This window comes from Pseudomonas sp. B22129, from assembly GCF_044218875.1.
GTDB lineage: Bacteria > Pseudomonadota > Gammaproteobacteria > Pseudomonadales > Pseudomonadaceae > Aquipseudomonas.
The window spans coordinates 3,751,366-3,775,445 of sequence record NZ_CP162592.1 but is presented as its reverse complement, the minus strand read 5'-3'; the positions used below and the strand labels follow the sequence as shown (position 1 = coordinate 3,775,445).

19 protein-coding genes are annotated in these 24,080 nt (G+C 63.9%); 11 read left to right on the top strand and 8 right to left on the bottom strand.

The features are described 5' to 3' along the window. Nucleotide 1: 1 nt before the first annotated feature. Complete coding sequence (locus AB4P94_RS17475) at nt 2-670, bottom strand: ABC transporter ATP-binding protein (protein WP_395606624.1); 669 nt, start codon at nt 668-670, stop codon at nt 2-4. Nucleotides 671-943: 273 nt separating this feature from the next. On the opposite strand from AB4P94_RS17475, the gene AB4P94_RS17470 reads away from it, so the two are divergent. From AB4P94_RS17470 to AB4P94_RS17460, 3 genes are all read left to right on the top strand, one after another. Continuing rightward, nucleotides 944-1,618: a histidine phosphatase family protein gene (locus AB4P94_RS17470; protein ID WP_395606623.1), complete on the top strand. Its 675-nt coding sequence runs from the start codon at nt 944-946 to the stop codon at nt 1,616-1,618. Between the two features lie 187 nt (nt 1,619-1,805). Continuing rightward, the gene (gene arnT, locus AB4P94_RS17465) at nt 1,806-3,461 is read left to right on the top strand and encodes a lipid IV(A) 4-amino-4-deoxy-L-arabinosyltransferase (protein ID WP_395606622.1); all 1,656 of its coding nucleotides are present in this window, start codon (nt 1,806-1,808) and stop codon (nt 3,459-3,461) included. A gap of 27 nt (nt 3,462-3,488) precedes the next feature. Continuing rightward, nucleotides 3,489-5,006: an ArnT family glycosyltransferase gene (locus tag AB4P94_RS17460; RefSeq protein WP_395606621.1), complete on the top strand. Its 1,518-nt coding sequence runs from the start codon at nt 3,489-3,491 to the stop codon at nt 5,004-5,006. On the opposite strand, the gene AB4P94_RS17455 is transcribed toward AB4P94_RS17460, so the two are convergent. The 6 genes from AB4P94_RS17455 to AB4P94_RS17430 all read right to left on the bottom strand — a co-directional run bounded on the left by AB4P94_RS17455 (nt 4,987) and on the right by AB4P94_RS17430 (nt 11,731). Next, nucleotides 4,987-5,718, bottom strand: coding sequence for an ATP-binding cassette domain-containing protein (locus AB4P94_RS17455; RefSeq protein ID WP_395606620.1), 732 nt, complete (start codon nt 5,716-5,718; stop codon nt 4,987-4,989). The genes AB4P94_RS17460 and AB4P94_RS17455 overlap by 20 nt on opposite strands. 53 nt (nt 5,719-5,771) lie before the next feature. Then, the gene (locus tag AB4P94_RS17450; protein WP_395606619.1) at nt 5,772-6,599 is read right to left on the bottom strand and encodes an alpha/beta fold hydrolase; all 828 of its coding nucleotides are present in this window, start codon (nt 6,597-6,599) and stop codon (nt 5,772-5,774) included. 143 nt (nt 6,600-6,742) lie between these two features. Then, nucleotides 6,743-8,350 carry an ABC transporter ATP-binding protein gene (locus AB4P94_RS17445; RefSeq protein ID WP_395606618.1) on the bottom strand — a complete coding sequence of 536 codons (1,608 nt, stop codon included), beginning with the start codon at nt 8,348-8,350 and terminating at the stop codon, nt 6,743-6,745. Continuing rightward, nucleotides 8,347-9,174: an ABC transporter permease gene (locus AB4P94_RS17440; RefSeq protein ID WP_395606617.1), complete on the bottom strand. Its 828-nt coding sequence runs from the start codon at nt 9,172-9,174 to the stop codon at nt 8,347-8,349. Before AB4P94_RS17440 ends, AB4P94_RS17445 begins: the two co-directional genes overlap by 4 nt. Beyond that, a complete protein-coding gene (locus AB4P94_RS17435) occupies nt 9,174-10,151 on the bottom strand; it encodes an ABC transporter permease (RefSeq protein ID WP_395606616.1) in 978 nt (325 codons plus the stop codon). Before AB4P94_RS17435 ends, AB4P94_RS17440 begins: the two co-directional genes overlap by 1 nt. Continuing rightward, nucleotides 10,148-11,731, bottom strand: a complete 1,584-nt coding sequence (locus AB4P94_RS17430; protein WP_395606615.1) for an ABC transporter substrate-binding protein — start codon at nt 11,729-11,731, stop codon at nt 10,148-10,150. Before AB4P94_RS17430 ends, AB4P94_RS17435 begins: the two co-directional genes overlap by 4 nt. A gap of 355 nt (nt 11,732-12,086) precedes the next feature. Between AB4P94_RS17430 and AB4P94_RS17425 the strand changes: the two genes are divergently transcribed. Next, a complete protein-coding gene (locus tag AB4P94_RS17425; RefSeq protein ID WP_395606614.1) occupies nt 12,087-13,433 on the top strand; it encodes a tetratricopeptide repeat protein in 1,347 nt (448 codons plus the stop codon). A 125-nt stretch (nt 13,434-13,558) separates the two neighbouring features. Here the strand turns inward: AB4P94_RS17425 and AB4P94_RS17420 are convergent, their stop codons facing one another. Further along, nucleotides 13,559-14,551: a P1 family peptidase gene (locus AB4P94_RS17420; RefSeq protein WP_395606613.1), complete on the bottom strand. Its 993-nt coding sequence runs from the start codon at nt 14,549-14,551 to the stop codon at nt 13,559-13,561. Nucleotides 14,552-14,858: 307 nt separating this feature from the next. Between AB4P94_RS17420 and AB4P94_RS17415 the strand changes: the two genes are divergently transcribed. Genes AB4P94_RS17415 through AB4P94_RS17385 form a run of 7 tightly spaced genes read left to right on the top strand, consistent with a single transcriptional unit; the run spans nt 14,859 to nt 23,656 of the window. Continuing rightward, the gene (locus AB4P94_RS17415; protein WP_395606612.1) at nt 14,859-17,294 is read left to right on the top strand and encodes a TonB-dependent receptor plug domain-containing protein; all 2,436 of its coding nucleotides are present in this window, start codon (nt 14,859-14,861) and stop codon (nt 17,292-17,294) included. 57 nt (nt 17,295-17,351) lie between these two features. After that, a complete protein-coding gene (locus AB4P94_RS17410) occupies nt 17,352-18,689 on the top strand; it encodes an LLM class flavin-dependent oxidoreductase (RefSeq protein ID WP_395606611.1) in 1,338 nt (445 codons plus the stop codon). Continuing rightward, entirely contained in the window at nt 18,686-19,600 is a 915-nt protein-coding gene (locus tag AB4P94_RS17405; RefSeq protein WP_395606610.1) for a 5'/3'-nucleotidase SurE, read from the top strand. Before AB4P94_RS17410 ends, AB4P94_RS17405 begins: the two co-directional genes overlap by 4 nt. After that, nucleotides 19,597-20,586, top strand: a complete 990-nt coding sequence (locus AB4P94_RS17400; protein ID WP_395606609.1) for an LLM class flavin-dependent oxidoreductase — start codon at nt 19,597-19,599, stop codon at nt 20,584-20,586. Before AB4P94_RS17405 ends, AB4P94_RS17400 begins: the two co-directional genes overlap by 4 nt. Continuing rightward, nucleotides 20,583-21,572, top strand: a complete 990-nt coding sequence (locus AB4P94_RS17395; protein ID WP_395606608.1) for an LLM class flavin-dependent oxidoreductase — start codon at nt 20,583-20,585, stop codon at nt 21,570-21,572. Before AB4P94_RS17400 ends, AB4P94_RS17395 begins: the two co-directional genes overlap by 4 nt. Nucleotides 21,573-21,588: 16 nt before the next feature. Then, nucleotides 21,589-22,554: an LLM class flavin-dependent oxidoreductase gene (locus AB4P94_RS17390; protein ID WP_395606607.1), complete on the top strand. Its 966-nt coding sequence runs from the start codon at nt 21,589-21,591 to the stop codon at nt 22,552-22,554. Beyond that, on the top strand, nt 22,544-23,656 hold the full coding sequence (locus AB4P94_RS17385) for an LLM class flavin-dependent oxidoreductase (protein ID WP_395606606.1): 1,113 nt from the start codon (nt 22,544-22,546) through the stop codon (nt 23,654-23,656). Before AB4P94_RS17390 ends, AB4P94_RS17385 begins: the two co-directional genes overlap by 11 nt. The last annotated feature ends 424 nt before the right edge of the window (nt 23,657-24,080 follow it).

Here is a 24,080-nt window from a genome sequence, read left to right as displayed (position 1 = left end):
TTCAGCGCGCGTCCGCAGGCACGACACGCCCGCGATGCAGCACCACCTGCTGATCCAGGCGCGCGGCAATGCGCGGGCTGTGGGTGACCATCAACAAACTGGTCGGGCTGTCGCGCAGCAGGTCGAGCATCAACTGCAGCACTTCATCACTGGTGGCTTCGTCGAGATTGCCGGTGGGCTCGTCGGCCAACAGCAAGCCGGGCCGCGAGGCCAGCGCGCGCCCCACCGCCACCCGTTGTTGCTGGCCGCCGGAGAGCTGTTCGGGATAGCGCTTGAGCAAGTCGCCCAGGCCCAGGCGCGCCACCAATTCGGCTTGCCATTGCGGGTCAAAACGCCCGGCCAGACGAGCCTGGAAGGCCAGGTTGTCTTCCACGCGCAAACTGCCGATCAGGTTGAATTGCTGGAACACCAGGCCGATTTCGGTTCGACGCCAATGGGCCAGTTGCGCCTCGTTGAGTTGGTCCAGGCGCTGTTCACCCACCTGGATGCGGCCGCCGTCCACGCGGTCCAGGCCAGCGACCAAATGCAGCAACGTGCTTTTGCCACTGCCCGACTCGCCCATCAGCGCCAGGCTGCTGCGCTCACCCAGGTGCAAGTCCACACCTGCCAGAACCACCAGCGGCCCTTGGGGGGTGGCGTAACGCTTCAGAACACCTTGCACCTGCAACATAAGAACGCTCGCTTGAAGGACTGCAAACGAGAATAACGGCTCACCGACGGCCCTACGCAAATTTTTCACATGGATTTCACTGCCTGCCCACCCCCGCCTCTCTAAATTGCCCGCCATGTGCTGATAAACGGCAACTTTTTAGTTGCCGCGCCCGGCAACTTTTAACCGCTGGATGTTCAGCGAAAAGACAGCAGCCCTGTGACAGGCTCTCGCACAACTACGGGTATCCGTAAATGCGTTGCGCCTAATTAATACAACATTGCAACAGTGCCCATGGTGAATGATGTGGTTGACCTTACCCTGACCAAACCGCGCTCGCGCCGCGCCACTATCAAGCGATTACGAAAGTGGGGCGCAGGCGTTGCCGTGGTCGGTTTACTGCTGACCGGTTACATATTCTGGCCGTCATCGCCGCGTGACCTCGGCGTGGGCAATCGCCTGCTCACATCCAAAGTATTGCCCACCTGGCGCGATGGCGACCTGATCGTTCTGGTGCGCCACGAAGAGCGCTGCGATCGCTCCACCAACCCCTGCCTCGGCCCGCCGGAAGGCCTCACAATCGTCGGCAGCGAACGCGCCGAAGAGTTGGGCAAAGCCTTCAAGGCACTGGGCATGCAGAACAGCGATGTACTCGCCAGCCCCGCGGTTCGCACGGCCCAGACTGCCCACGCGATGTTCGGCAACGCTGAGTTGACGTCCGGCCAGCAAGCCATTTGCGGCGCGGCCATGGGCGAGGAATTGCTCAGCCGCAAACAGACCGGGCGCAACCTGGTATTCGTGACCCACAGCGGCTGCATCGCCGACTTCGAAAGCGCCCTGGGCTACCCTCGCGCCGACTTCCCCCACTACGGCAGCGCCTTGTTTGTGCGCGTACTGCCCAACGGCAAGTTCGAGACCCTGGGCCTCATGAACAGCCAGGCCTGGCTGGCAGTTCTGAAGAAGCTCTAGACACTTTTTTACCTATACTTTCTTTCATGTTCAGCAAAACGACAGGCCTCTTCTGGCATGTTTAACTGCGCGCGTTATTTGGCGGCGTCATGAATAATTTCAGCGACTTAGTGAACTTTGTGACTTTCTCTTCTATTACTTTACTCCACACATTTCCCGCCATTGAACGTCAAGGAGCGACGTTTTCATGACCCGTATCAAACCCCTGCATTTGTTGTTATTGGCCTTCGTGGTGTTTTATCTACTGCCCATGGGCCTGCACGGTTTATGGATCCCCGATGAAACCCGCTACGCCCAGATCAGCCAGGAAATGCTGCTGAGCGGCAACTGGGTCAGCCCGCATTTCATGGGCATTCGCTACTTCGAAAAACCGGCTGCCGGCTATTGGCTGATTGCCCTCGGCCAGGCCGTGTTTGGCGAAAACCTGTTCGGGGTGCGCATCGCCTCGGCCCTGACCACGGGCCTTAGCGTGCTGTTGGCTTACCTCATCGCACGGCGCCTGTGGAACGACCCGCGCAAAAGTTTTGCCAGCGCCCTGCTCTACATGAGCTTTGGTCTGGTGGCCGGGCAAGCCGGGTATTCCAACCTCGACCCGCAATTCACCTTTTGGGTCAACCTCAGCCTGGTCGCGCTGTGGTTTGCCCTCGACGGGCGCACACCCAAGCATCGGTTGGGCGCCTGGGCACTGCTGGGGTTTGCCTGCGGCATGGGCTTTTTGACCAAGGGTTTTCTGGCGTGGCTGTTGCCCGTATTGATCGCCGTACCGTACATGGCCTGGCAACGACGCCTGGGCGAGTTATTGCGCCATGGCCCGCTGGCGATCCTGGTCGCCGCGCTGGTGTGCCTGCCCTGGGTGTGGGCGGTGCACCTGCAGGAACCGGACTACTGGCGTTTCTTCTTCTGGCACGAGCACATTCGGCGCTTCTCCTCCGACAATGCGCAACACGCCAGGGCCTGGTGGTTCTTCCTGCCGATCATGGTGGTGGCGTGCCTGCCGTGGGCCGCGCTGTTGCCGGCCACCCTGCTCAAGGCCTGGAAAGACAAAGCCCAGCCATCGATTGGTTTTCTCGCCCTGTGGCTGCTGCTGCCCCTGGCCTTTTTCAGCATGAGCCGCGGCAAGCTGCCAACCTACATCATGCCCTGCCTGTTGCCGTTGGCGTTGCTGATGGGCCACACGCTGATCGACCTGATCAACCGCGGCAAGACACGCACCCTGCGCGCCAACGGCCTGTTGAACCTGGTCATCGGCACAGGCGCGATGGCAGCCCTGATTTATCTGCAGGTCGACAACCCGATGTACAGCAACAGCCACGCGGAGATGTTCAGCCTGTCCCTGAGCTTTATCGTGCTGCTGGGCTGGATCCTCGCCAACCTGTTGCAGGTGTCGCGGCCACTCACACTGTGGGCAATGCCGGCACTGGCCATCGGCGTGCTGGTGGCCCTGCTGCCGGCGGGCATGCCGGAGGAAATCACCGATACCGAAATGCCCGACCAGTTTGTGCTGGAGCATCTGGATGAATTGCAACAAACCAATGCTTTGATCAGCAACGAGTTGGGCACGGCGTCGGCATTGTCCTGGCGCCTGCGCCGGCCCGAAGTGGCGCTTTACGACACCGAAGGCGAATTGCGCTATGGCCTTAAATACGCGGACTCCGCCCATCGCAAGGTTACCCTGGACAATGTCCAGCCCTGGCTCAGCGAGGCACGCAAACAGGGCTCGGTCGGCGTGTTGATGCGCGTGCGCAGCACTAGCGAACACCGTGAAGAAGGGCAACTGCCCCCGGGCGGCAAGCGCTACCGCAAGGGCCCCATGCTCATGATCATTTACCCGCAGCTTCCTTAACGTCTGGCTTGCCACAGGAAAACCCCAATGAGCTACTGGAAAACCGAACGTGGCGCATTGGTGTTGCTGCTGGGCGTCTCGGCGCTTCTCCTGCTGCTGGGCCTGGGCAGCCGCGACTTGTGGGGGCCGGAAACCCGCTGGGCCAATATCGCCCTGCAAATGCTGCAAAGCGGTGACTACTTCGACCCCTACCTCAAGGGCGCGCCGTACTACGACAAACCGCTCCCCTCCTATTGGCTGATCACAGGCGCAGCCAACCTGATGGGTGGGCTCGGCCCGTGGTCACTGCGCCTGTCGTCGGTGATCGCGGCGTGGCTGAGCATCTGGCTGGTGTACCTGATCGGCGAGCGCCTGTTCCGCAAAGGCACCGGGCTGATTGCCGGCTGGATGCTCGCCACCAGCTTCTACTTCCTGTTCTGGGCGCGAGTGGCCACGGCTGACGTGCTGACCGTGTGCGGCGTGCTGGCGTCCGTGTGGTGGTACTGGCGCGGGCCGGACGACACACGGCTGGGCCGTTACACGGTGTTTTTCCTGTTGCTGGCGGCGACCTCGCTGTTCAAAGGCTTGATCGGTTTCGTGCTGCCAGGCCTGGTGTTGCTGCCGCACCTGCTCAGCGAGCACCGCTATAAACGCCACCTCAACCTGCGCCTGCTGCTGGCCGTGCTGATCGCGGCGGCGTTCTACGCGATCCCCTTCGTGCTGTCGCATTTTTACGGCGCGCCGAGCTACGGTGAAAGCGGCCTGGCGCTGGTGTTCAAAGAAAACGTCGTACGCTTTTTCGACCCCTTCGACCACATGGGGCCGATCTACACCTACCTGATCTACCTGCCCGCCTACACCTTGCCGTGGGCGCCCTGCTGGGTACTCGGCCTGTGGCTGGCGCTGCGGCACTGGCGCCAGACGCCACCCAACGTCCGCTGGCTGGTGTGGGGCCTGGGCCTGCTGTTTGTGTTCTTCACCGCCAGTGGCAGCCGCCGCAGTTACTACGTGCTGCCCTTGGTGCCCTTCGCCCAACTGCTGGCGGCCTGGTGGCTGAGCGAACGCCTTGAGCAAAAAACCGCGAGCTGGCCGCGCTGGCAGAAAGGCTTCGGCTTCACCGCAGGTTTATTGCTGCTGGTATTGGGGGTGATCTACCCCTGGACCACCGGCAACGGCGGCGTGACCCGCTTTGCCCGGGACGTACAAACCCAGGCGCAGCACACCGCGCCATGGAGCGACTGGCAGATGGTCATGGTGGAAGTCGACAACAAGCTGCCGATGTACCTGCAAAATGGCGGCAAGCCCTTCTACTACGTCAGCGAAACCCAAGACTTCCCGCGCCAGGGCGACAGCGCCGCCCTCATGGCCTGGCTGGAAAAAACCAGCGGCCGACACTTCGACCCGCAACGCACGATTATCCTCGCGCAGTATTCCAAGGAAGACCCGACACCGCTGGCCTACCTGGGCGCCGATCATCAGGTGGTCACCACCCAGCCGGATAATGGCGAGCGGTTGTTTCAGAAGCGTGAGGGTGGGAGTGTGGCGTTTATCCCCACGCCGCGCTGACAGCCTGCGCCTTGGCGCGCTGGCGGTTAAAGCCCAGCCGGCCCTCATGCAGCACCACCGCCCGGCTCGTCACCCGCTGCAAATCGGCGACCCGCTGCGAAATGCACAGCACGGCCATGCCGCGATTGCGTTGCCGATCGATCAGCCCCAGCAGGCGCTCGGCATCCGTGTCCGACAGGGCCGCGGTCGGCTCGTCGAGCATCAACAGCCGTGGCTGTAAAGCGAACGCCCGGGCCAGCACCAGTAGCTGTCGGTCCGATTGGCCCAGGCGTTCTACCGGGTGTTGCAACGGCAGGTCCAGGCCCAACACGGCGGCGATGGCTTCGGCGCGCAGCAACAGGTTTTTGCGGTTGAGCAGGAAATCCGCGCCCGGCAGGCACAGCTCATCGAGCAACAGGTTCTCGGCCACACTCAGGCCGGGGGCGATGCCTTCGTCGGGGCGCTGATGCACTGCGACAATGCCCACGCGCCGCGCCGACAACGGCGAGGTAAAGCGCTGCCGCTGGCCGTCAACCCAGACATCTCCGCCCTGCGCCGCCAACCGGCCGCCGAGGATTTTCACCAGGGTCGATTTGCCCGCACCACTGGCCCCGAGCAAGGCCACACCTTCTCCGGGGTAAATATCCAGGTCGACCTGATCCAGCGCCTGCACGGTGCCGAAGGTCTTGCTCAGGTCACGGATGCGGACCAGGGGCTCGGTGGTGTTGCTCATGGCAAATCTCGAAAACGGAACAATGAGCCAATACAACACATCAGGGCACGGGTTTATTCCGTCAGTGCGCTGAACGCTTTAAGCACCGCCTCGGGTTTCTCCAGCATCAGTTGGTGGCCGCATTGCGCAAGCACCTGGAACCGCGCGTTTGGCAACCGCTCGGCCAACGCCTGCCCTGCGCTGGCGGGGGTCAGACCGTCGCTGTCACCGGCCAGAATGCTGATGGGCAATGTCAGGCCCGGAATCTGCCCAGCGTCAGGCCAACTGGCGTTTTTCATCAACGCCTTGAACATGTACAGCGGGTTGCGTTCGGTGAGTTTTTCTTCATAGGCCACCAGCGCCGGGTCCGCCGTGGAATGCCAGGCACGCTCGCGAAACCCCTTCGCCAGGAGCGGGCGCAGCCATTCCAGAATCCACGCGGGTAACGACAACAAGCCGCCGCTGGCAGCCGGGCGATGCAGCAGCGTGCCCAACAACAGCACCGCTTCGACAGGTGCTGCGGGCCTCTTCAGCAAGGTGCTGAGCGTCAAGCCCGTGCCGAAAGAGTGCGCCACGATCAGGTTACGTGACCCGGCGTAACGCTGCAGGATCGCCCCGTAGTCGGCTACCAGTTCCGACCATTCATACGCTGACGCCTTGCGAGGCTTGGCGCTGGCACCATGGCCCAGCAGGTCCCACGCCACCAGGCTGTAGCCCTGCGCTTGCAGGGCTTGCCATTGCAGGCGCCATTGGTCCTTGTTGCCGCCGGCACCGTGGCAGAAGAACACCACGGTGCCGGCCTGGGTGGTGCCCGGGTGGTGGGCGATGCTCAGGTGGCGGTTGGGGCGGATTTCGACGGTCTCGCCGCGCACCACCGGCAGGTCTTTAAAATTGACACTCATAAACACCCCATTCCTCAATGACGAAACTCGGTAAACCCTGTGGGAGCTGGCTTGCCTGCGATAGCAGCGTGTCAGCCACCACACCTGCAAGCTGAGACATTGCCATCGCAGCGATGCGGCGACCCGACAAGCCAGCTCCCACACTAGATAGCATTGGTCTCAAGTGCAGGGGCAGCCGGCACACACTGCAACAGCGTCCGGGTGTACGGATGCCGCGCATCCGCGAACAAACCCGCCGTCTCACCCTGCTCCACCACCCGCCCGTTTTGCATCACCGCAATGCGATCACACAAGCGCGCTGCCACCCGCAGGTCGTGGGTGATGAACACGATGCTCAATTTCAAACGCCGCTGCAAAGACTCCAGCAGTTCCAGAATCTGCACCTGAATCAGCGCATCCAGCGCCGACACACACTCATCGGCAATCAACACTTTAGGCTCCACGGCCAACGCACGCGCGATACCGATGCGCTGGCGCTGGCCGCCGGAAAACTCATGGGGGTAGCGTTCGAACGCCGTGGCCGGCAAGCCCACCAGCGCCAGTAACTCACGCGCGCGTCTCTCGGCGTCGGCGCTGGAACGGCCCTGCACCAGCGGCCCGGTCATGATGATGCGGCCCACGGTCTGGCGCGGGTTGAGGGAGGCGAACGGGTCCTGAAAAATCATCTGCACGTCACTGCGCAGCGGGCGTAAACGCCTTTCCGACAACCCGGCCACGTCCTGCCCCAACCATTGAATCCGGCCGCTGTCAGCCTGCAACAAACGCACAAGGCAACGGCCCAGGGTGGATTTGCCCGAGCCGGACTCCCCCACGATCCCCAGCGTCTCGCCTTCGCGCAACTGCAACCGCACCGCGTCCAGTGCCCGTGTGGTGCGCCGGTTCCACCAGCCGCTGCGGGTGCTGAACACCTTGCCCAACTGCGCGGCCTCCAGCACCACCGCGCCGGCCACCGCAGCGCGTGGCGCCAAGGGTTGTGCCGAGACCGCCGCCAGCAATTGCTGCGTATACAACGCCCGGGGTTCGCGCAACACCTGGCGGGCGCTGCCCTGCTCCACCACGTGACCTTTTTCCAACACCAGCACGCGGTCGGCAATCGCCTCGACCACGGCAAAGTCGTGGGTGATAAACAACAGCGCCATGCCCTTGTCCTGCTGGATCTTGCGCAACAAATCGAGAATCTGCGCCTGAGTGGTCACATCCAGCGCCGAGGTGGGTTCATCGGCGATCAACAGGGCCGGATCAAACGCCAGCGCCATGGCGATCACCACGCGTTGGCGCTGGCCGCCGGACAGTTCGAAAGGATAGGCCAGGCGCAGGCGCTCGGGGTCGGGCAGGCCGACATAGCCGAGCAAATCCACCACCCGCTGGCGCCGTTCGCGTGAAGATTTAACGCCATGGGCGCGCAGGGTCTCATCAATCTGCTCACCCACGCGCAACAACGGGTTCAGGGCGCTCATCGGCTCCTGGAACACCATGCTGATATCGCGCCCGCGCAGTTGGCGCATGGCCGCTTCACTGCGCGCCGCCAGGTCTTCTTCACGAAACACCAGCCGCCCGCTTTGCACCGTCAACGGCACCGGCAATTGGCGCAACAACGCCCTGGCCAGCATCGACTTGCCCGAGCCGGACTCACCCACCACACACAGGCATTCGCCTCTGTTCAATTGCAGCGACAGGTCATACAGCGCATGGCTGCGGTCCGCGCCCGGTGGCAGGGCAATGCGCAGGTGCTCCACACTCAATAACGTCATAGCGACCTCCCCGGTTCAAAGGCCACGCGCAAGCCTTCGCCCACCCGGTTGACCGCCAGCACGCACAACACAATCGCCAGGCCTGGCAGGAAACTCATCCACCAGGCATCGCGCAACAAACCCCGGGAGGCGTTGATCATGTAACCCCAGCTCATGGCTTCCGGGTCGCTCAAACCGAGGAATGCCAGGGCGGCCTCGGTGAGGATCGCGGTGGCCATAACAAAGGTCATCACCACCAGCAACGGCGCCAGCGCATTCGGCAAAATTTGTTGGGTGATGATCCCCAGCGGCGATTGCCCCAATACCCGCGCGGCCTGCACAAATTCGCGCTGGCGCAGGGTCAGGAACTCACTGCGCACCAGCCGCGCCACCGCCGGCCAGGCGACCAGTGCGATGGCCAAGACGATGGTGCCCAGCGACGGCTCCAGCACCGCCACCAGAATCACCGCCAACACCAGTTGCGGAATGATCTGAAAGAACTCGGCAATGCGCATCAGCACGCCGTCCAGCCAGCCACCGAAGTAACCGGCGAGCGCGCCGACCACCAGGCCCACCAGCAAAGTCGCCAGGCTGGCCAGTGCACCCACGGCCAGTGAAACGCGTGCGCCGTAGAGCAAACCGCTGCCCAGGTCGCGGCCGAGCAAATCGCTGCCCAGCCAGTGGGCCGGGTCCTGAAACGGCGCGAGCATCGGCTGGGTATTCATTTCCCAGGGCGAGCTGCTGGTGAGCCACGGCGCGGCAATCGCCAGGGCGGCCAGCGCCAGTAAAAACACCGCGCCGGCCAGTGCTGAAGGTTGACCCATAAAGCGTTTGAACACAGCCATCAGCCCTGCCCTCCGGCGCCGATGCGCGGGTCGAGAAAGCGACAGATCACATCGGTCAACACGTTAAAACCCACCACCAATGTCGAAATCACCAGAAAGCCCCCCATCAACACGCCGTAGTCGCGCTGGGCCAGGGCGTCGTACATCAGGCGGCCTATGCCCGGCCACGAATACACCACCTCTACCAACAGCGCGCCGCTGGCCAGTTGGCCGAGTTGCAGCCCGGCGAACGTCACCACCGGCAGCAACGCGTTGCGCACTACATGCACGTAAAGAATCCGCCGTGGGTGCAAGCCTTTGGCGTGGGCCGTGCGCACGTATTCCTGGCCGAGGGCGTCGAGCACGGCGGCGCGGGTCAGGTGGATGTACAGGGCGAGAAACAACACACTCAAAGACAGGCACGGCAGCAGCAGGTGCTGCGCGCGGTCGAGCAAGGAAAAATCCCCGCCGACGGTTTCCATGCCAAACGCCGGCAGCCAATCCAGGCTGACCGAAAACAGCAGGATCAACAGCATCGCCAGCCAGAACGGCGGCATCGCATACAGCAACAAGGCGCCGTGGGAAATCACGCTGTCCAGCCAGTGCCGCTTGTGTCGCGCCCGCGCCGCCAGCACGCCGAGCGTCACGCCCAGCACCGACGACAGCACAAACGCCGAGCCCATCAAGGCCAGCGTCGCCGGCAAACGCTCGGCGATCAGCGCCCACACCGAGGTCTGGTTGCGGTAGGAATACCCCAGGTCGAGATGGGCGATATTGCCCAGGTAAATCAACAACTGCTGGAGCAAGGGTTTGTCCAGGCCCATGGTCTGGCGCAGGTGCTCGATAAACTGCACATCGTCCACCCCTGCCTCGCCGGCCAGCAACAGCGCCGGGTCACCCGGCGCGAGGTGGATCAACACAAAGCTCAACACCAGCACCGCCACCACCATCAGCAGCGCCTTGAACAGGCGCCCGCCGACATACAGCACGCCGTTCATGGCGCGGGCGCGTCGAGATAGACGCTTTCGTAGTCTTCGTTAAGGCTGGTGGCGGTTTGCAGCAGGTTCTTCACCTGCGTGTGAAACAGCGTCGGGTAGCGCATTTCGAAGATCGGCGCGATGGGCAGGTCGGTGTTCAGCACGTTCTCCAACTGGCTGTAGAGTTTCGTGCGTTCGGGACCTTGCGGGGTATCGGCGACTTTCTGCCACAACGCATCGGCCTCGGGGCTGTTGTAGCCGCTGACGTTGGCGAAGGGCGAGGTCTTGAGGATGTAGTCGGAGCGGTACAGGTAGGCGCTGGTCAGGTACGGGTCGCCGATCTGGAAGATGAAGTTGTAGGTCAAGTCGAAGTCCCAGTCGCTGACACGCTGGAACCAGGTCGCCGCATCCGACGTCACCACCTGCACCTTGAAGCCGAGGGGTTGCAGGGATTGCTTGGTGTATTCAGCCAGGCGCTCCCACGCCCCGCCCTTCTCGCCATTAAGTAAGCGAATGCGCACCGCGCCCACATCCACGCCAGACTCGGCAATCAGCGCCTTGGCCTTTTTCACGTCATAGGTGTACTGCGGCAACTGCGGGTCGTGGTAGGGCGTGGTCGAGACGAATTCACCCTGGGCCACCTTGCCGGAGCCGAAAAAGATGTTGTCGACGATGAACTGACGGTTCAGCGCATACAGGACCGCCTGGCGCACTTTCGGGTTGTTCAGCGGCGGTTTGCGCGTGTTGATTTGCAGGAAGGCCAGGCCCGCATACAACTCCCAACCCTTCTCGGAAGACTGCACATTCGGCAAGGCGCTCAGACGTTTGAGGTCGGAGTAATCGGCATCACCGCTGCGCAGTACTTGCACGTCGTTGCGCTCAAAGGCGGCCGCACGCGAAGAACCGTCGGGGATCACATGGAAGACGATGCCGTCCAGATGGGGCAGGCCTTTTTTCCAGTAGTCGGGGTTCCTGGCCAGCTTGATGTAGGCGCCGCGCTTCCATTCCACAAACACAAATGGCCCGGTGCCGACCGGCTTGAGGTTGTAGGGGTTGTTGCGAAAATCCGTGTTCTCGTAGAGGTGCTTGGGCACCACCGGGCGCAGGCCGCTGCCCAACGCCGACAGCAGCGGCGCAAAAGGTTTTTTCAAGTGAAAGACCACTTGCAGCGGGCCCGTGGAGGTGATGCTGTCGACGTACTCGGTGATGATCCCGCCGAGGCGCTTGTCCACCTCGGGGTAGAAGGTCTGGAAGCTGAACACCACGTCATCGGCGGTGAACGCCGGGCCGTCGTGCCAGTGCACGCCGTCCTGCAGGTCGAAGGTGTAGGTCAGGCCGTCCGGGGAGAGGGTCCAGGCCTTGGCCAATACCGGTTTGGGTTTGAGGTCGGTGTCGAAGGTCAACAGGCCCTGCAGGATCTTGCCGCTGACGTATTGGGTGGACACGTGGCTGACCACGCCGTGCATCAGCGACGGTGGCTCCGGTTGGGCTACCAGGTTCAGCACCCCGCCGTCATGGGGTTGTGCCTGGGCCTGGCCGGCCAGCAAGACAGTGCACAGCCCCACAGACGAGAGGGCACGGCGGAAAGAGAATGAGCGCATGGAGCCTCCTCGGCTTGAACGGTAGGCGAAGGATTTTGCAAGGGCTGTGCCATGGGGGGTTGGGCCAGTGATACTGGATTTTGATGCAGGCAAAATGATGAAAAAACCACAGCGGCCTGCGTGACTGTGCAAAAAGCAACAGCACCGCAGCTCAAATGTGGGAGCTGGCTTGCTGTGGCGAGCAAGCTTGCTTGCGCTGGGGTGCGTAGCGCCCCCAATAGCCTGCGACTGCTACGCAGTCGAGCGGGAGCAAGCTCCCTCGCCACAGCAATCCAGCTCCCCCAGGGATTGCAGGGTGTCAGCTGGCACAAGGTTTGCCCCTGTAAGTCCATCCGAACCACTGAGCCTCTCCACCATGTCACTGGATTACCTGGGCAACCCCATCGACACCCAAGACCCCGCCACCCGCCAGGGCCTGGATGATTTCATCGGCGGCTTCCTCGGCTATCAGCCCCGCGCCGAGGGCATTCTCGCCGCCGCTGATGCCGCCCCCGAGTCCGCGCTGGCCAACGCCTTCGCCGGGCTGCTGCTGATGTTTATCGAGTCCCCCGAAGGCCCCACGCTGGCCGCGCACTATCGCCAGCGCAGCGCTGCGGTCAACACCGAACACCCGCGCGCCCAGCTGTACCTGGCGTTGCTGGAAGCCTGGGTGCGCGATGACCTCGATCACGTGCTGCACCTGAGCGAACTCGTGCTGGAGCGATACCCCCGCGACCTGTTCGCCGCCAAGCTCAACCAGTACCTGGAATTCAACCGGGGCAACTGGCCGGCGCTGCTGCGCATCGGCCTCAAGGCGGTGGCGGGCGCGCCGGATATCGCCCACAGCCATGGCCTGCTGGCCTTTGCCTACGAGCAATGCCACCTGATCGAAGAGGCCGAAGCCAGCGCACTGCAAGCCCTGCGCCTGCAACCGTCCGAGCCGTGGGCCCAGCACGCGTTGGCCCATGTGATGCTGACCCAGGGGCGTATCGAGGAAGGCACCGCGTTTCTGGAGAGCGTGGCGCACCACTGGGCCGGTTTGAACTCGTTCATGTACACCCACAACTGGTGGCACCTGGCGCTGTTCTACCTGGCACGCGGTGAGGATCAGCGGGTGCTGGAGATTTACGATCAACATGTGTGGGGCATCTTGCCGGAATACTCCCAGGACCAGGTGGGCGCGGTGTCGTTGCTGGCGCGCCTGGAACTGGCCGGGATTGACGTGGGCAAGCGCTGGCAGGCCTTGGCGCCGTACCTGCAACGCCGGGTGGGCGACACGGTGCAGCCGTTTCTCAGCGTGCAATATCTGTATGGGTTGGCGCGGGCGGGAGAGCCGGAGGCCGACACACTGCTGGCGGCGCTGCGGCGGCACAGCTTCGACGCCAGGCCGGTGTGGGGCGAAGTCACCTTGCCGCTGGCCAAAGGCTTACTGGCCCACGCGCGCGGTGAATGGCAACAGGCGCTGGAACAGTTGAGCATCGCCTTGCCGCGCTTGAATGAGATTGGCGGCAGCCACGCCCAGCGTGACCTGTTTGCGCAGGTGGAACTGGATGCGCGGTTGCACGCCGGCGACTGGTTTGGCGCGCAGCAGACACTGGAGCTGCGGCGCCGGTATGACGGCTGGGACGTGCCGACGAACCGCAGCCTGGTGAAGGTGTATGAGGCGCTGGGGTTGCCGGAGCAGGCGGCGAAAGCGCAGGCCCGAGTGTCACGATTCATCTGACCGACAAAGATCCAAACTGTGGGAGCTGGCTTGCCTGCGATAGCGGTGGGTCAGCTACATCTCTGTTAACTGACAGGTTGTTATCGCAGGCAAGCCAGCTCCCACATTTTGACCGCATTTCACTGTTAGCTCCGAGCGGCAAACACCCCTCGGGCAATCGCCCGCGCCACACAATCAGCCGCCGCCGAGCCAATCCGGCCAATCTCCACCTGCCGCCTCGGCCCGTCGGTCAATGCCACCGCCGCCGACGCCAGGGCAAACACCGTGTCCCCATCAAACGGCAAATGCGCCGGCCGCACGGCGCGGGCAATGCCGTCCTGGGCCATGATCGCCACGCGCTTGCACTCCGCCACGGTCAGCCGTGCGGTGCTGGCAACCACCACCAGCGTGGTATTCGCCCCGGCCTGCAAACGGCCCATGGAATCCAGGCGCGACAACTCCGGCATCGGGTCGCTGCAGTCCATCTCACCCTCGGGCCGATGCCCGCCAAACTCCCCCGCGACCTCCCACGGCCACGCCCAGAAGGTTTGACCGTCAGGCATGTACACCGAGCCAATCGGGTTGGCGACCACCAGCGCGGCCACGATCAACCCGTCGCCCAGGTCCAGCGAGGCCGTGCCCAATCCACCTTTCAACACCCCCGCCATGGCCCCACGGCCAGCGCCGACCGAGCCCAGCGCAAAGGCTTCGCCGGCATTGGCCAACGCCTCAAAACCCAAACGTCGATACGGCGGCTCCAACCCCCAGGCCTTGTCGCCGCCATTGGCCAGATCATGCAGCACGGCGGCTGGCACGATCGGAATCGCCGGGGCACCGGGTTTCAAATGCAACCCCACTTCGTCCTGAGACAACTTGGCCGCCACGGCATCCGCCGCGCCGAGGCCGAACACCGAGCCGCCGCTGAACACCAGCGCGTGCAACTGGCCCACCATGTTTTCCGGTTCTAGGGCGGCGGTTTCGCGCCCACCGGGGCCGCCGCCGCGAATGTCGATGCTGGCGGTCCAGAAACCATCGGGGCGGATCACCGTGACGCCGGTGTCGACGTGCAGGTCCGTGGCATGGCCGACCGTGAGGCCTGGGATATCGGTGAGGGCGTTGCGTGGGCCGGGTCTGGGCATACAGATAAAACTTCCTTGGGTTCAGGTATGGCGTGGGGAGAGCAAGGGGTGTGCCAAGCCGCCCCGGCCCGACCACGCGGCTCGCCACTCGCTGCGCCTGCAAATCCCCTGCGTGAAAATCAACAGCCTGCCCTGCGGCCTGCTAGAAAAGCACCAACACCCCTCACCGCCTCGCCCTAACCATCTGTTTACACACACTTTTTACAGATGGCACAGCCCTTGCTCTCCAGCCTTTCACCAGAGCTTGCACCCAACAAGCCGCCCTCGATCAGGCCCAACGCCTACAACCACTGGAGTGTTTCCCATCATGAATGCATCACGTACCGCCGCCGGCCGACCCGGCAAGGCCTTCGCCCACACCCTGTTATTTGTGGCCCTGTGCGAGGCCGCGAGCTACAGCAGCCTGACCCTCGCCGCCGACGCCCCGGCCAGCGACAACCCGCTGGACACCGTGGTGGTGATCGGCAACCGGGGCCAGGCGCGCACCCTGGCCGAGAGCCCGGCACCGGTGGACGTGATTTCTTCCAAGCAGTTGCTGGCCACCGGGCAAGGTGACCTGACCCGTGCCCTGAGCAAAGTGCTGCCATCGCTCAATCAACCCGCCTCTTCGGGCTTCGGCTCTACCTCGGTGGTGCGCCCGATCAGCCTGCGCGGTCTCAACGGCGACCAAGTGCTGGTGCTGGTCAACGGCAAGCGCCGCCACAACAGCGCGCTGCTGAACAACGGCACCTACCTCAACTCCGGCTCGCAACCGGTGGACCTGGACATGATCCCCACCGCCCTGGTGGATCACGTCGAAGTGCTGCGCGACGGCGCCTCGGCGCAATACGGCTCGGATGCCATCGGCGGCGTGGTCAACATCGTGCTCAAGCAGACCGACCACGGCGGCAGCCTGTCCACCAGCTACGGCCAGAACTATGAAAACGGCGACGGCGAAACCGTGCGCCAAACCGGTAACGTCGGCCTGGCCCTGCCTAACGACGGCTTCATCAACCTCGCGCTGGACGTGAAGAAACAGAACGTCTCCGACCGCTCCGACGATGCGCCCTACACCGACTCCAGCGGCTATACCACCCAGCGCCACACCTATTACGGCACTGGCTTGCCCGAGGCGAAGAACTTCAGCCTGGGCTACAACGCCGAACTGCCGGTGGACGACGCCCTGACCCTGTACTCGTTCTCGACCTTCACCCACCGCAACTCGGAAAAACCCCTGGCCTTCCACCAGCCACCGAGCTTCAACGGCATCCAAACGCCGTACCCGCAAGGCATCGAAGACAACCTGCGCTTTATCGAAGACGACTTCCAGGTCGCGTTCGGCGGCAAGGGCCAGGCCGCCGGCTGGGACTATGACCTGTCCAGCACCTACGGCCAGGACCATGCCCGCGCCACCCTCACCGACACCTACAACCTGAGCTACGGCCCGACCTCGCCGACCTCGGTGGACACCGGCGTGAAAACCTTCAGCCAGTGGACCAACAACCTCGACCTGACCCGCGCCTTTGACCTGGGCCTGTACAAACCGACGCAGATTTCCTGGGGCCTGGAACAGCGTTACGAGGACTACAAGATCGGCAAGGGCGACCTCGCCTCCTATGCCAGCGGGCCTTTCAACACGGGGGCTAACGGAGCGATCATTCCACCTGGGACTATTTCCGGCGCCGGCACCACGCCGGCCGACGCCGCCGAAAAAAGCCGCATCAGCCTGGCCGGTTACGGCGAAATCGGGCAGGACTTCACCGACAAATGGCACGTTGACCTGGCCGGTCGCTATGAGCACTACAACGACGGTTCGGGCACCACCACCAACGGCAAGTTCTCCACCCGCTACCAGCTGACCCCGATCCTGGCCGTGCGCGGCACCTTCAGCACCGGCTTTCGCGCGCCGTCGCTGGCCCAGCAGATCTACAGCTCGACCTCGCAAACCAGCGTCAACGGCCAGCTGTTTGACTACCGCAACGTGGCAGTGGACTCCGACGTGGCCAAGGCCCTCGGCGCGAGCAACCTCAAGCCGGAAAAATCCACCAACTTCAGCCTTGGCTTCACCCTGCAACCCACCGAGGCCACCAACATCACCCTCGATGCCTACCAGATCGCAATCAAGGACCGCATCGCCCAGACCGGCTACCTCGGCGGCACCCCGCAGATCAGCGCGATCCTGGCTGCGGCCGGGCTTAACCCGAACCAGGCGGTCACCTACTTCACCAACGCTCTGGACACTACCACCCGTGGCGTTGATTTGGTCGGCGACTATCGCCAGGACATCGGCGCGTACGGCAGCCTGAAATACTCGGCAGGGTTCAACTGGAACACCACCCAGATCGACTCGATCCACGCCTCCTCCGTCGCCACCCAGGCGCTCGGCCCGGACGGCGGCTACGACCGTCAGCGCCAGGGCAACCTCAAGTACGGCCTGCCGCAATCCAAACTGCTGCTGGGCACCACCTGGACCTACGACAGGTTCGAAGTGGCGCTCAACCTGACCCGCTACGGCGAATACACCCAGTACGGCACCGCCGAGATCTACGACCGCACCTTTTCGCCGGCGTGGATCACCGACCTGAACGTCGACTTCCACCTGACCAAGGCCGTCACCCTGAACGCCGGCGCCAACAACCTGTTCAACAAGTACCCGGAACGCACCGGCCTGGCCAGCAGCTCGGGCGCCTTCCCTTACGGCAACTTCTCGCCTTACGGCACCACCGGCGGCTACTGGTACACCGGCGTGACGTACAACTTCTAACCCGGCTCACGGGGCCTGCCCAAAGGCCCCGTGGCTGACTCCGATGGGAGCCTGTTCATGACCCGCCGCACCGATCAACTCAAGCTGGGGGCGTTTCTGGCCAACAGCGGTCACCATGTCGCTGCCTGGCGCCACCCCCTGGCCCAGGCAGATGCCAGCCTGGATTTTGACCACTTCAAACACATCGCCCAGACCGCCGAGCGTGGCAAATTCGATGCGCTGTTTATCGCCGACGTGGTCGCACTGTGGGGGCATCATCACGACGCGCTGAGCCGCACAGCCCGCGCCGAGCACTTCGAGCCGCTGACCTTGATGTCGGCGCTTGCCGCTGTCACACGCCACATCGGCCTGATCGCCACAGCCACCACCACCTACAACGAGCCGTACCATATCGCGCGCAAATTCGCGTCCCTCGATCACCTGTCCAAAGGCCGGGCCGCATGGAATCTGGTGACTTCCGTAGTGTCCGACGAAGCCTGGAATTTCGGCCGCGAACACCACGTGGACCACGGCGACCGTTACCAACGCGCCGAAGAGTTTCATGATGTGGTCAAGGGCTTGTGGGACAGCTGGGACGACGACGCCTTCACCCGCAACAAAGCCAGCGGCGAATACTTCGACCCGGCCAAATTGCACACCCTCAACCATCGCGGCGAGCATTTCTCGGTGCGCGGCCCGCTGAACGTCGCGCGCCCACCCCAGGGCCACCCGGTGCTGGTACAGGCCGGCGCCTCGGAGCCAGGCAAAAACCTGGCTGCCCGCGTGGCCGAATTGATCTTTGCCCACTCACACAGCCTGGAAGGTGCCCAAGGTTTTTATCAGGACATCAAGACCCGCGCCGAGGCGTTTGGCCGCGACCCGGACCACGTCAAGATCCTGCCCGGCGTCACGCCTTTTATCGCCGACACCCGCGAACAGGCCCAGGCACTCTTCGAGGAATTCCAGGCCCTGATCGACCCGGTGCTGGGCCTGCGCTTGCTGGCCGATACCCTTGGCGACGACATCGACCTGTCAGGTCATGACCTCGACGGCCCGTTGCCGGAAACGCCCGTGGGCCAGCGCGGCAGCCGCCGTGACAAGGTGCTGGAACTGGCACGCACCGAGAACCTGAGCATCCGCCAGCTGTACCTGCGCCTGGCGGGTGGCAACCCGGTGATTGGCACCGCTGAGGACGTGGCGGATCACTTCGAGGCGTGGTTCCAGGCGCGCGCCTGCGATGGCTTCAATGTGTTCTTTCCCTACTTTCCCGGCGCCATCGACCTGTTTGTAGACCGCGTGATTCCGTTGTTGCAGGCGCGCGGGCTGTTCCGCCATGAATACGAAGGCGCCACCTTGCGTGAAAACCTCGGCCTGCCGCGCCCGGCCAACCGCTTTACCGCAGGAGCGCAGACATGAAACGCAGCGCATGGATGCTCGCCTGCACCAGCTTGATCGCCTCCAAAGCCTTCGCCTTGTCTATCTTGCTCACCAATGACGACGGCTATCAGCACCCGAACATTCGCGCGCTGTACACCGCGCTCAAGGCCCAGGGGCATACCGTCAAGATTGCCGCGCCCCAAAGCGACCAGAGCGCACGCGGCGGCGCGTTCTTTTTCGGGCGTGAAGTCACGGTCGGCCACGACAGCGACCCGGCCTACCCGGACAGCTACTTCATCAGCACCACCGAAAAAGGCGTGTGCCAAAGCCCGGATTGCGCCGGCAAAGACGTGCAGATTGCAATCAGCGGCACGCCGGTGATGGCGTTGCTGCTGGGCCTGAACAAAATACTGCCGCATCCGGACCTGGTGATCGTCGGCCCCAACCCCGGCAACAACCTCGGCGCTATCAACATGGCTTCCGGCACCTTCAACGCTGCCAGCGCCGCCTTGCAGGCAGGCATTCCCGCGTTGGCGGTGAGCACCGACCTGAAGGAAAAAGACCCGCAACGCGCCGCGCAGTTGATCGCGAAACTGGTGCAGGCCCTCGACAAGCATCGCCAACCCGACGGTGCGTTGCTGCCCAAAGGCCTGGGCTTGAATATCAACCTGCCCAAAGACTCGCCGATCAAAGGCGTGAAGCTCACGCGCATCGGCAGTTACGTGGGCTTTGAGGCCCTGTACACCGAGGACCTCAAGTCATTCAACCTGCCGGGCAAACCCGGCATCGGCTTCCAGTACAGCCCCGCCGCCACCGCAACACAACACAACGACGAAGCGGTGTGGCTGAACAAGGGCTACCTGACCATCAGCCCGTTCAGCGGCCTGCCGGAATCCATCAGCGCCGGCCCGGCCCTGCAAAAACAACTGGCCCGTGAGGTGACACCATGAGCGCAGGATTTTCCCTGGGGTTCCTGAGCCGGGTCTACAGCCCGGGCTTCGACCCCAAGGTGTATCGCGACACGCTTGAACTGTTCAAGGTCGCAGAGGAACTGGGCTTCGACAGCGGCTGGGTGGCCCAGCACCACTTTGCCAGTGAGCACGGCCGCTTGCCGTCGCCGCTGGTGTTACTGGCGGCGATTGCCCAGCGCACGCGGCATATCAGCCTCGGTACCGGCATCATCGTATTGCCCCAGGAAACGCCGCTGCGCTTGGCGGAAGATGCGGCGGTGCTGGACTTGCTCAGCAATGGCCGCCTGGAACTGGGCCTCGGCGCGGGGTTTGACCCAGAGACGTTCCTGGCGTTTGGCCGCGACCCTGAGGCGCGCCACCGCGACTACGAACAGCACTTGCAACAGGTGCTCAACGCCCTGGGAAATGCGCCGCTGACCGACAGCGGCTCACGCCTGCTGCCGCGCGCCAACGGCCTGAATCAGCGGCTGTGGGAAGCCACGTCCCGGGTGGAATTGGTGGCCGAGCGCGGCCACGGTTTGATCATGGCGCCCGACCCGCACCAGCCCGCAGCGGCCAGCGTGGAACGGGTCAGCCGTTACCGCAACGCCTGGACGGGCGACAACGGCACGCCCGCGCGGGTCGCACGGGTGCAGGCGCTGTTGCCGTCACCCGATGACGCCACGCGCCGCGACATCCTCGCCTATGTTCAGCGCCAGCAAAGCATCGGCGTGTTCAAGGGCACGATAGACGACGACTTCGACAGCACCCTCAAGCGCCTCGGCGTGCTGCACGGGCCGGTGGAGCAGATTGTCGAGCAGTTGCAACACGGCCCGACGCTGGGCGCCCACGACCAGTTGATCCTGCAAGTGCAGACCACCAGCACGCCGCTGCGCGAGGCCATCCGCAACCTGGAAGTTATCCGCGAACACATCGCACCGGCCCTCGGCTGGCAACCGACCCTGACGACAGGAGCCCTGTCATGAGCTTCAAACTGGGCTTTCTGAGCCACGCCTTTGGCGATGACCCGCAGCAGGTCTACCGCGACCTGATCGAACAATTTGAAGTCGCCGAGGCGCTGGGCTTCGATGGCGGCTGGATTGCCCAGCACCATCTGAGCAACGGCTTTGGCCGCCTGCCCTCACCGCTGGTGCTGTTGGCGGCAGTGGCCGAGCGCACGCAGCGCATTGAGTTGGGCACCGGTGTGATCGTGCTGCCGTTTGAAGACCCGATTCGCCTGGCCGAAGACGCCAGTGTGCTGGATGCCTTGAGTGGCGGCCGGGTGCAACTGGGTTTGGGCAGCGGCGGCGCCAACCTCGACAACTTCAGTGCGTTTGATCGCGACCCGAGCCAACGCCAGGCGGATTTCGCCGAGCGCCAACAGCGCGTGCAACACCTGCTGGAAGGCAAACCCCTGAGTGGCGAGCTGACCTTGCAACCGCCTGCGCCCGGCCTGGCTTCACGGGTGTGGCACTCCCACGGCAGCCTCGACGGCGCCGCCTACACCGCCCGCCAAGGCAATGGCCTGCTGCTCGGCACCGCCACCCACGACCCGCTGACCGTGCAAAAACCGCTGGCCGATGCCTACCTGCACGCCTGGTCGCATGCCGAACGCGCACCCCGTATCGGGGTGGTGCGCGCCATCTTCCCCGCCGCCGACCGCGCCAGTGCCCAGGCGGAGCTGGCGGTGGACATCGAGCGGCATATCCCGCGCCTGCAACGCGAAGGCTTGATCGATGAAGCCGTGGATTTGCAGGAACACCTGCGCCTGATGAACGTGCACCACGGGCATCACGATGAAGTGATCAAAAGCTTGCAGCAAGATCCGTCCTTGCTGCCTTATGCTGACTACGTGATCGCCGTGGTCCAGGCCGAAAGCTCGACCCAGGCGCAGATCCTCAAGCGCCTGGAAATCATCGCCCGGGACATTGCCCCGGCTCTGGGCTGGGAAAAAGGCGCGAAAAAATCATGAACAACGGAGTGTGTGCATGCCCCTTCACTTCAGCTGGCTGATGCCCCTGTGTACACCCGACTGGGCGGCGCGGCCAGGGCAATGGATTCAGCTGGCCCAGGCCGTGGAATACGCCGGGCTCGACGGCCTGTGGATTCCCGGTGGCGCGTTGTGCGCCGACAGCCTGGGCGTGGCAGCGGCACTGTGCGCACACACGCGGCGGGTGCAACTGTCGGTCAGCGTGCCGCCGGAAGTGATGCTGCCGGCAGCGCTGGCGACCACCCTGCAAAGCCTGCAATCGATCAGCGGCCACCGCGTGCAGCTGCACGTGCCCAACAGTGAACGCAGCGCCTTTGGCGAATGGCTCAACCGCGACCAGCGCAGCGAACGCATCGGCGAATACCTGGAAATCCTTCAGCAACTGCTCGCACCGCAGGGCAGCGGCCTCGACTATCAAGGCCTGTATTTCCAGCTGGAAAACGCCGGCGTCGCCCGCCGCGAATTGCCTGCACCCACGCTTGTACTGGATGACAGCCAAAGCCACACGCTGGTGGCGGCCCATGCCCAAACCTGCCTGCTCACACCGGGCCATCCGCAGTGGCTGGCCAAAGAGATACAGCGCTGGCGGCAGATTCAACCGACCCTGCGTTTTGCCTGCACCTTCGGCCTGGTCCTCGGCGACAGCGAAGACCTCGCCTGGGAAACCGCCGCCGCTGTATTGCCCGTGCCACAGCTGCCAGACGAACGCCTCGCCACCGTGCCCCGCGCCCGCCACCCGCTGCGCCAATGGGAAGTGCACCCCAACCTGCTGCAATTGCACCCCGGGCAGCCGCTGATACTGGTGGGCACCCCGCAACAGGTCGCCACCCGCCTGCAGGAACTGCACGGGCTGGGCCTGAGCCAGGTGATTGTGGAAGGCGGCCCGGCCGTCAGCGACGTGCTGCGATTCGGTGAGCAAGTCACCCCCCTTTTGCGCAAGGAGCGCCCGCACCATGAACACTGAGGTACGCCCGCCCCTGCAGCTGGACTGGTTTTTGCCCACCAATGGCGACGGCCGCCACCTCACCAGCAGCGGCTTGCCCAAGGTCGGGTTGTTCCAGCAAGGCGAACGCGCGCCGACCCTGGACTACCTGCGCCAGATCGTGCGCGCCACCGAACAGGCGGGCTTCGACGGCATCATGGTGCCCACCGCCAGCGGCTTCGAAGACCCGTGGCTGATCACCGCCGTGCTGGCCCAGGAAGTGCGCCACCTCAAATTCCTGCTGACGTTGCGCCCCGGCACCGAACTGCCCGCCTACACCGCCCACCGCGCCGCGACCTTGCAACTGCTCAGCGAAAACCGCCTGGCCCTGCACGTGGTGACCGGCTCCAGCCGCTTTGAACAGCGCTCGCTGGGTGATTTTCTCGAACACGACGAGCGCTACGCGCGCACCGCCGAATTCCTCCAGGTCTTCCAGGCCGTGTGGGCCGGGCAACCGCCGACGCACCCGGGCCGTTTCTATCGCAGCGGCGTCACCACACCCATTGCGCCGGGGGCTGAAGTGCCATCGATTTACTTCGGCGGCGCCTCCGAAGCCGCCGAACGCGTCGGCGCCGCCCACGGGCAAACCTACCTGATGTGGTGCGAACCACCGGCAATGATCGCCGAACGCATCCAACGCATGCGCGACCTCGCCGCCGCGCAAAACCGCACCCTGCGCTTCGGCCTGCGCCTGCACATCTTCGCCGCCCCCACCGACGACGCCGCCTGGGCCCACGTGGAGCGCCTGCTCGAAGAAATCCCCAAAGACGCCATCGACAAGGCCCAACGCCAAATGGCCGCCTACGAATCCGTCGGCCAAAGCCGCCAGACCCAACTCATGCAAGGCCGCGGCCGCGGCGCGCGGGAACTGGAAGTGTCCGCCAACCTGTGGGCCGGTGTCGGCCTGGTACGCGGTGGTGCGGGCACGGCGCTGGTCGGCAGTTACGCGCGGGTGGCAGAGCGGATCGAGGAGTATCACCAGTTGGGGGTGGACAGCTTTATCCTGTCAGGCTTTCCCCATTTGGAGGAAGCGATTCACGTGGGGGCAGAGGTGTTGCCGTTGTTGCGCAGGCTGGGCGGTTAACTGGGTATAACCGAAAGACCGAGGCGTACGCATCGCAGCGGTGCGACGATTCGACAAGCCAGCTCCCACAGAAAAGCAGAGGCGAACTCGGTCAAAAAATGTGGGAGCGGGCTTGCTCGCGAATGCGGCGGGTCAGTTAACAGATGCATAGCTGACCCACCGTATTCGCGAGCAAGCCCGCTCCCACATTTGGATCCCTGTCTATCAGGTAAATGGTGCGCAGCTGTGCTTTTGATTCAACCACTCAGGCCGGCTGTCAGGCCGCCGTGCTTTTGATCTTGATCTTGATCTTGGGCGCCCCGTTAAACCACGCTGGCCGCACGCAGGCTTGAATCCGTGGGCAACCCGGCAGGACGCCGGGTTAGCCGCGATGGGCCAGGGATGGCCCATGGCGGCGGCCCACGGATTCAAGCCGGAGTGCGGG

Coding starts and splice junctions, on each gene's coding strand:
- AB4P94_RS17475 (WP_395606624.1), bottom strand. CDS start 670: ATGTTGCAGGTGCAAGGTGTTCTGAAGCGTTACGCCACCCCCCAAGGG.
- AB4P94_RS17470 (WP_395606623.1), top strand. CDS start 944: ATGGTGAATGATGTGGTTGACCTTACCCTGACCAAACCGCGCTCGCGC.
- arnT (WP_395606622.1), top strand. CDS start 1,806: ATGACCCGTATCAAACCCCTGCATTTGTTGTTATTGGCCTTCGTGGTG.
- AB4P94_RS17460 (WP_395606621.1), top strand. CDS start 3,489: ATGAGCTACTGGAAAACCGAACGTGGCGCATTGGTGTTGCTGCTGGGC.
- AB4P94_RS17455 (WP_395606620.1), bottom strand. CDS start 5,718: ATGAGCAACACCACCGAGCCCCTGGTCCGCATCCGTGACCTGAGCAAG.
- AB4P94_RS17450 (WP_395606619.1), bottom strand. CDS start 6,599: ATGAGTGTCAATTTTAAAGACCTGCCGGTGGTGCGCGGCGAGACCGTC.
- AB4P94_RS17445 (WP_395606618.1), bottom strand. CDS start 8,350: ATGACGTTATTGAGTGTGGAGCACCTGCGCATTGCCCTGCCACCGGGC.
- AB4P94_RS17440 (WP_395606617.1), bottom strand. CDS start 9,174: ATGGCTGTGTTCAAACGCTTTATGGGTCAACCTTCAGCACTGGCCGGC.
- AB4P94_RS17435 (WP_395606616.1), bottom strand. CDS start 10,151: ATGAACGGCGTGCTGTATGTCGGCGGGCGCCTGTTCAAGGCGCTGCTG.
- AB4P94_RS17430 (WP_395606615.1), bottom strand. CDS start 11,731: ATGCGCTCATTCTCTTTCCGCCGTGCCCTCTCGTCTGTGGGGCTGTGC.
- AB4P94_RS17425 (WP_395606614.1), top strand. CDS start 12,087: ATGTCACTGGATTACCTGGGCAACCCCATCGACACCCAAGACCCCGCC.
- AB4P94_RS17420 (WP_395606613.1), bottom strand. CDS start 14,551: ATGCCCAGACCCGGCCCACGCAACGCCCTCACCGATATCCCAGGCCTC.
- AB4P94_RS17415 (WP_395606612.1), top strand. CDS start 14,859: ATGAATGCATCACGTACCGCCGCCGGCCGACCCGGCAAGGCCTTCGCC.
- AB4P94_RS17410 (WP_395606611.1), top strand. CDS start 17,352: ATGACCCGCCGCACCGATCAACTCAAGCTGGGGGCGTTTCTGGCCAAC.
- AB4P94_RS17405 (WP_395606610.1), top strand. CDS start 18,686: ATGAAACGCAGCGCATGGATGCTCGCCTGCACCAGCTTGATCGCCTCC.
- AB4P94_RS17400 (WP_395606609.1), top strand. CDS start 19,597: ATGAGCGCAGGATTTTCCCTGGGGTTCCTGAGCCGGGTCTACAGCCCG.
- AB4P94_RS17395 (WP_395606608.1), top strand. CDS start 20,583: ATGAGCTTCAAACTGGGCTTTCTGAGCCACGCCTTTGGCGATGACCCG.
- AB4P94_RS17390 (WP_395606607.1), top strand. CDS start 21,589: ATGCCCCTTCACTTCAGCTGGCTGATGCCCCTGTGTACACCCGACTGG.
- AB4P94_RS17385 (WP_395606606.1), top strand. CDS start 22,544: ATGAACACTGAGGTACGCCCGCCCCTGCAGCTGGACTGGTTTTTGCCC.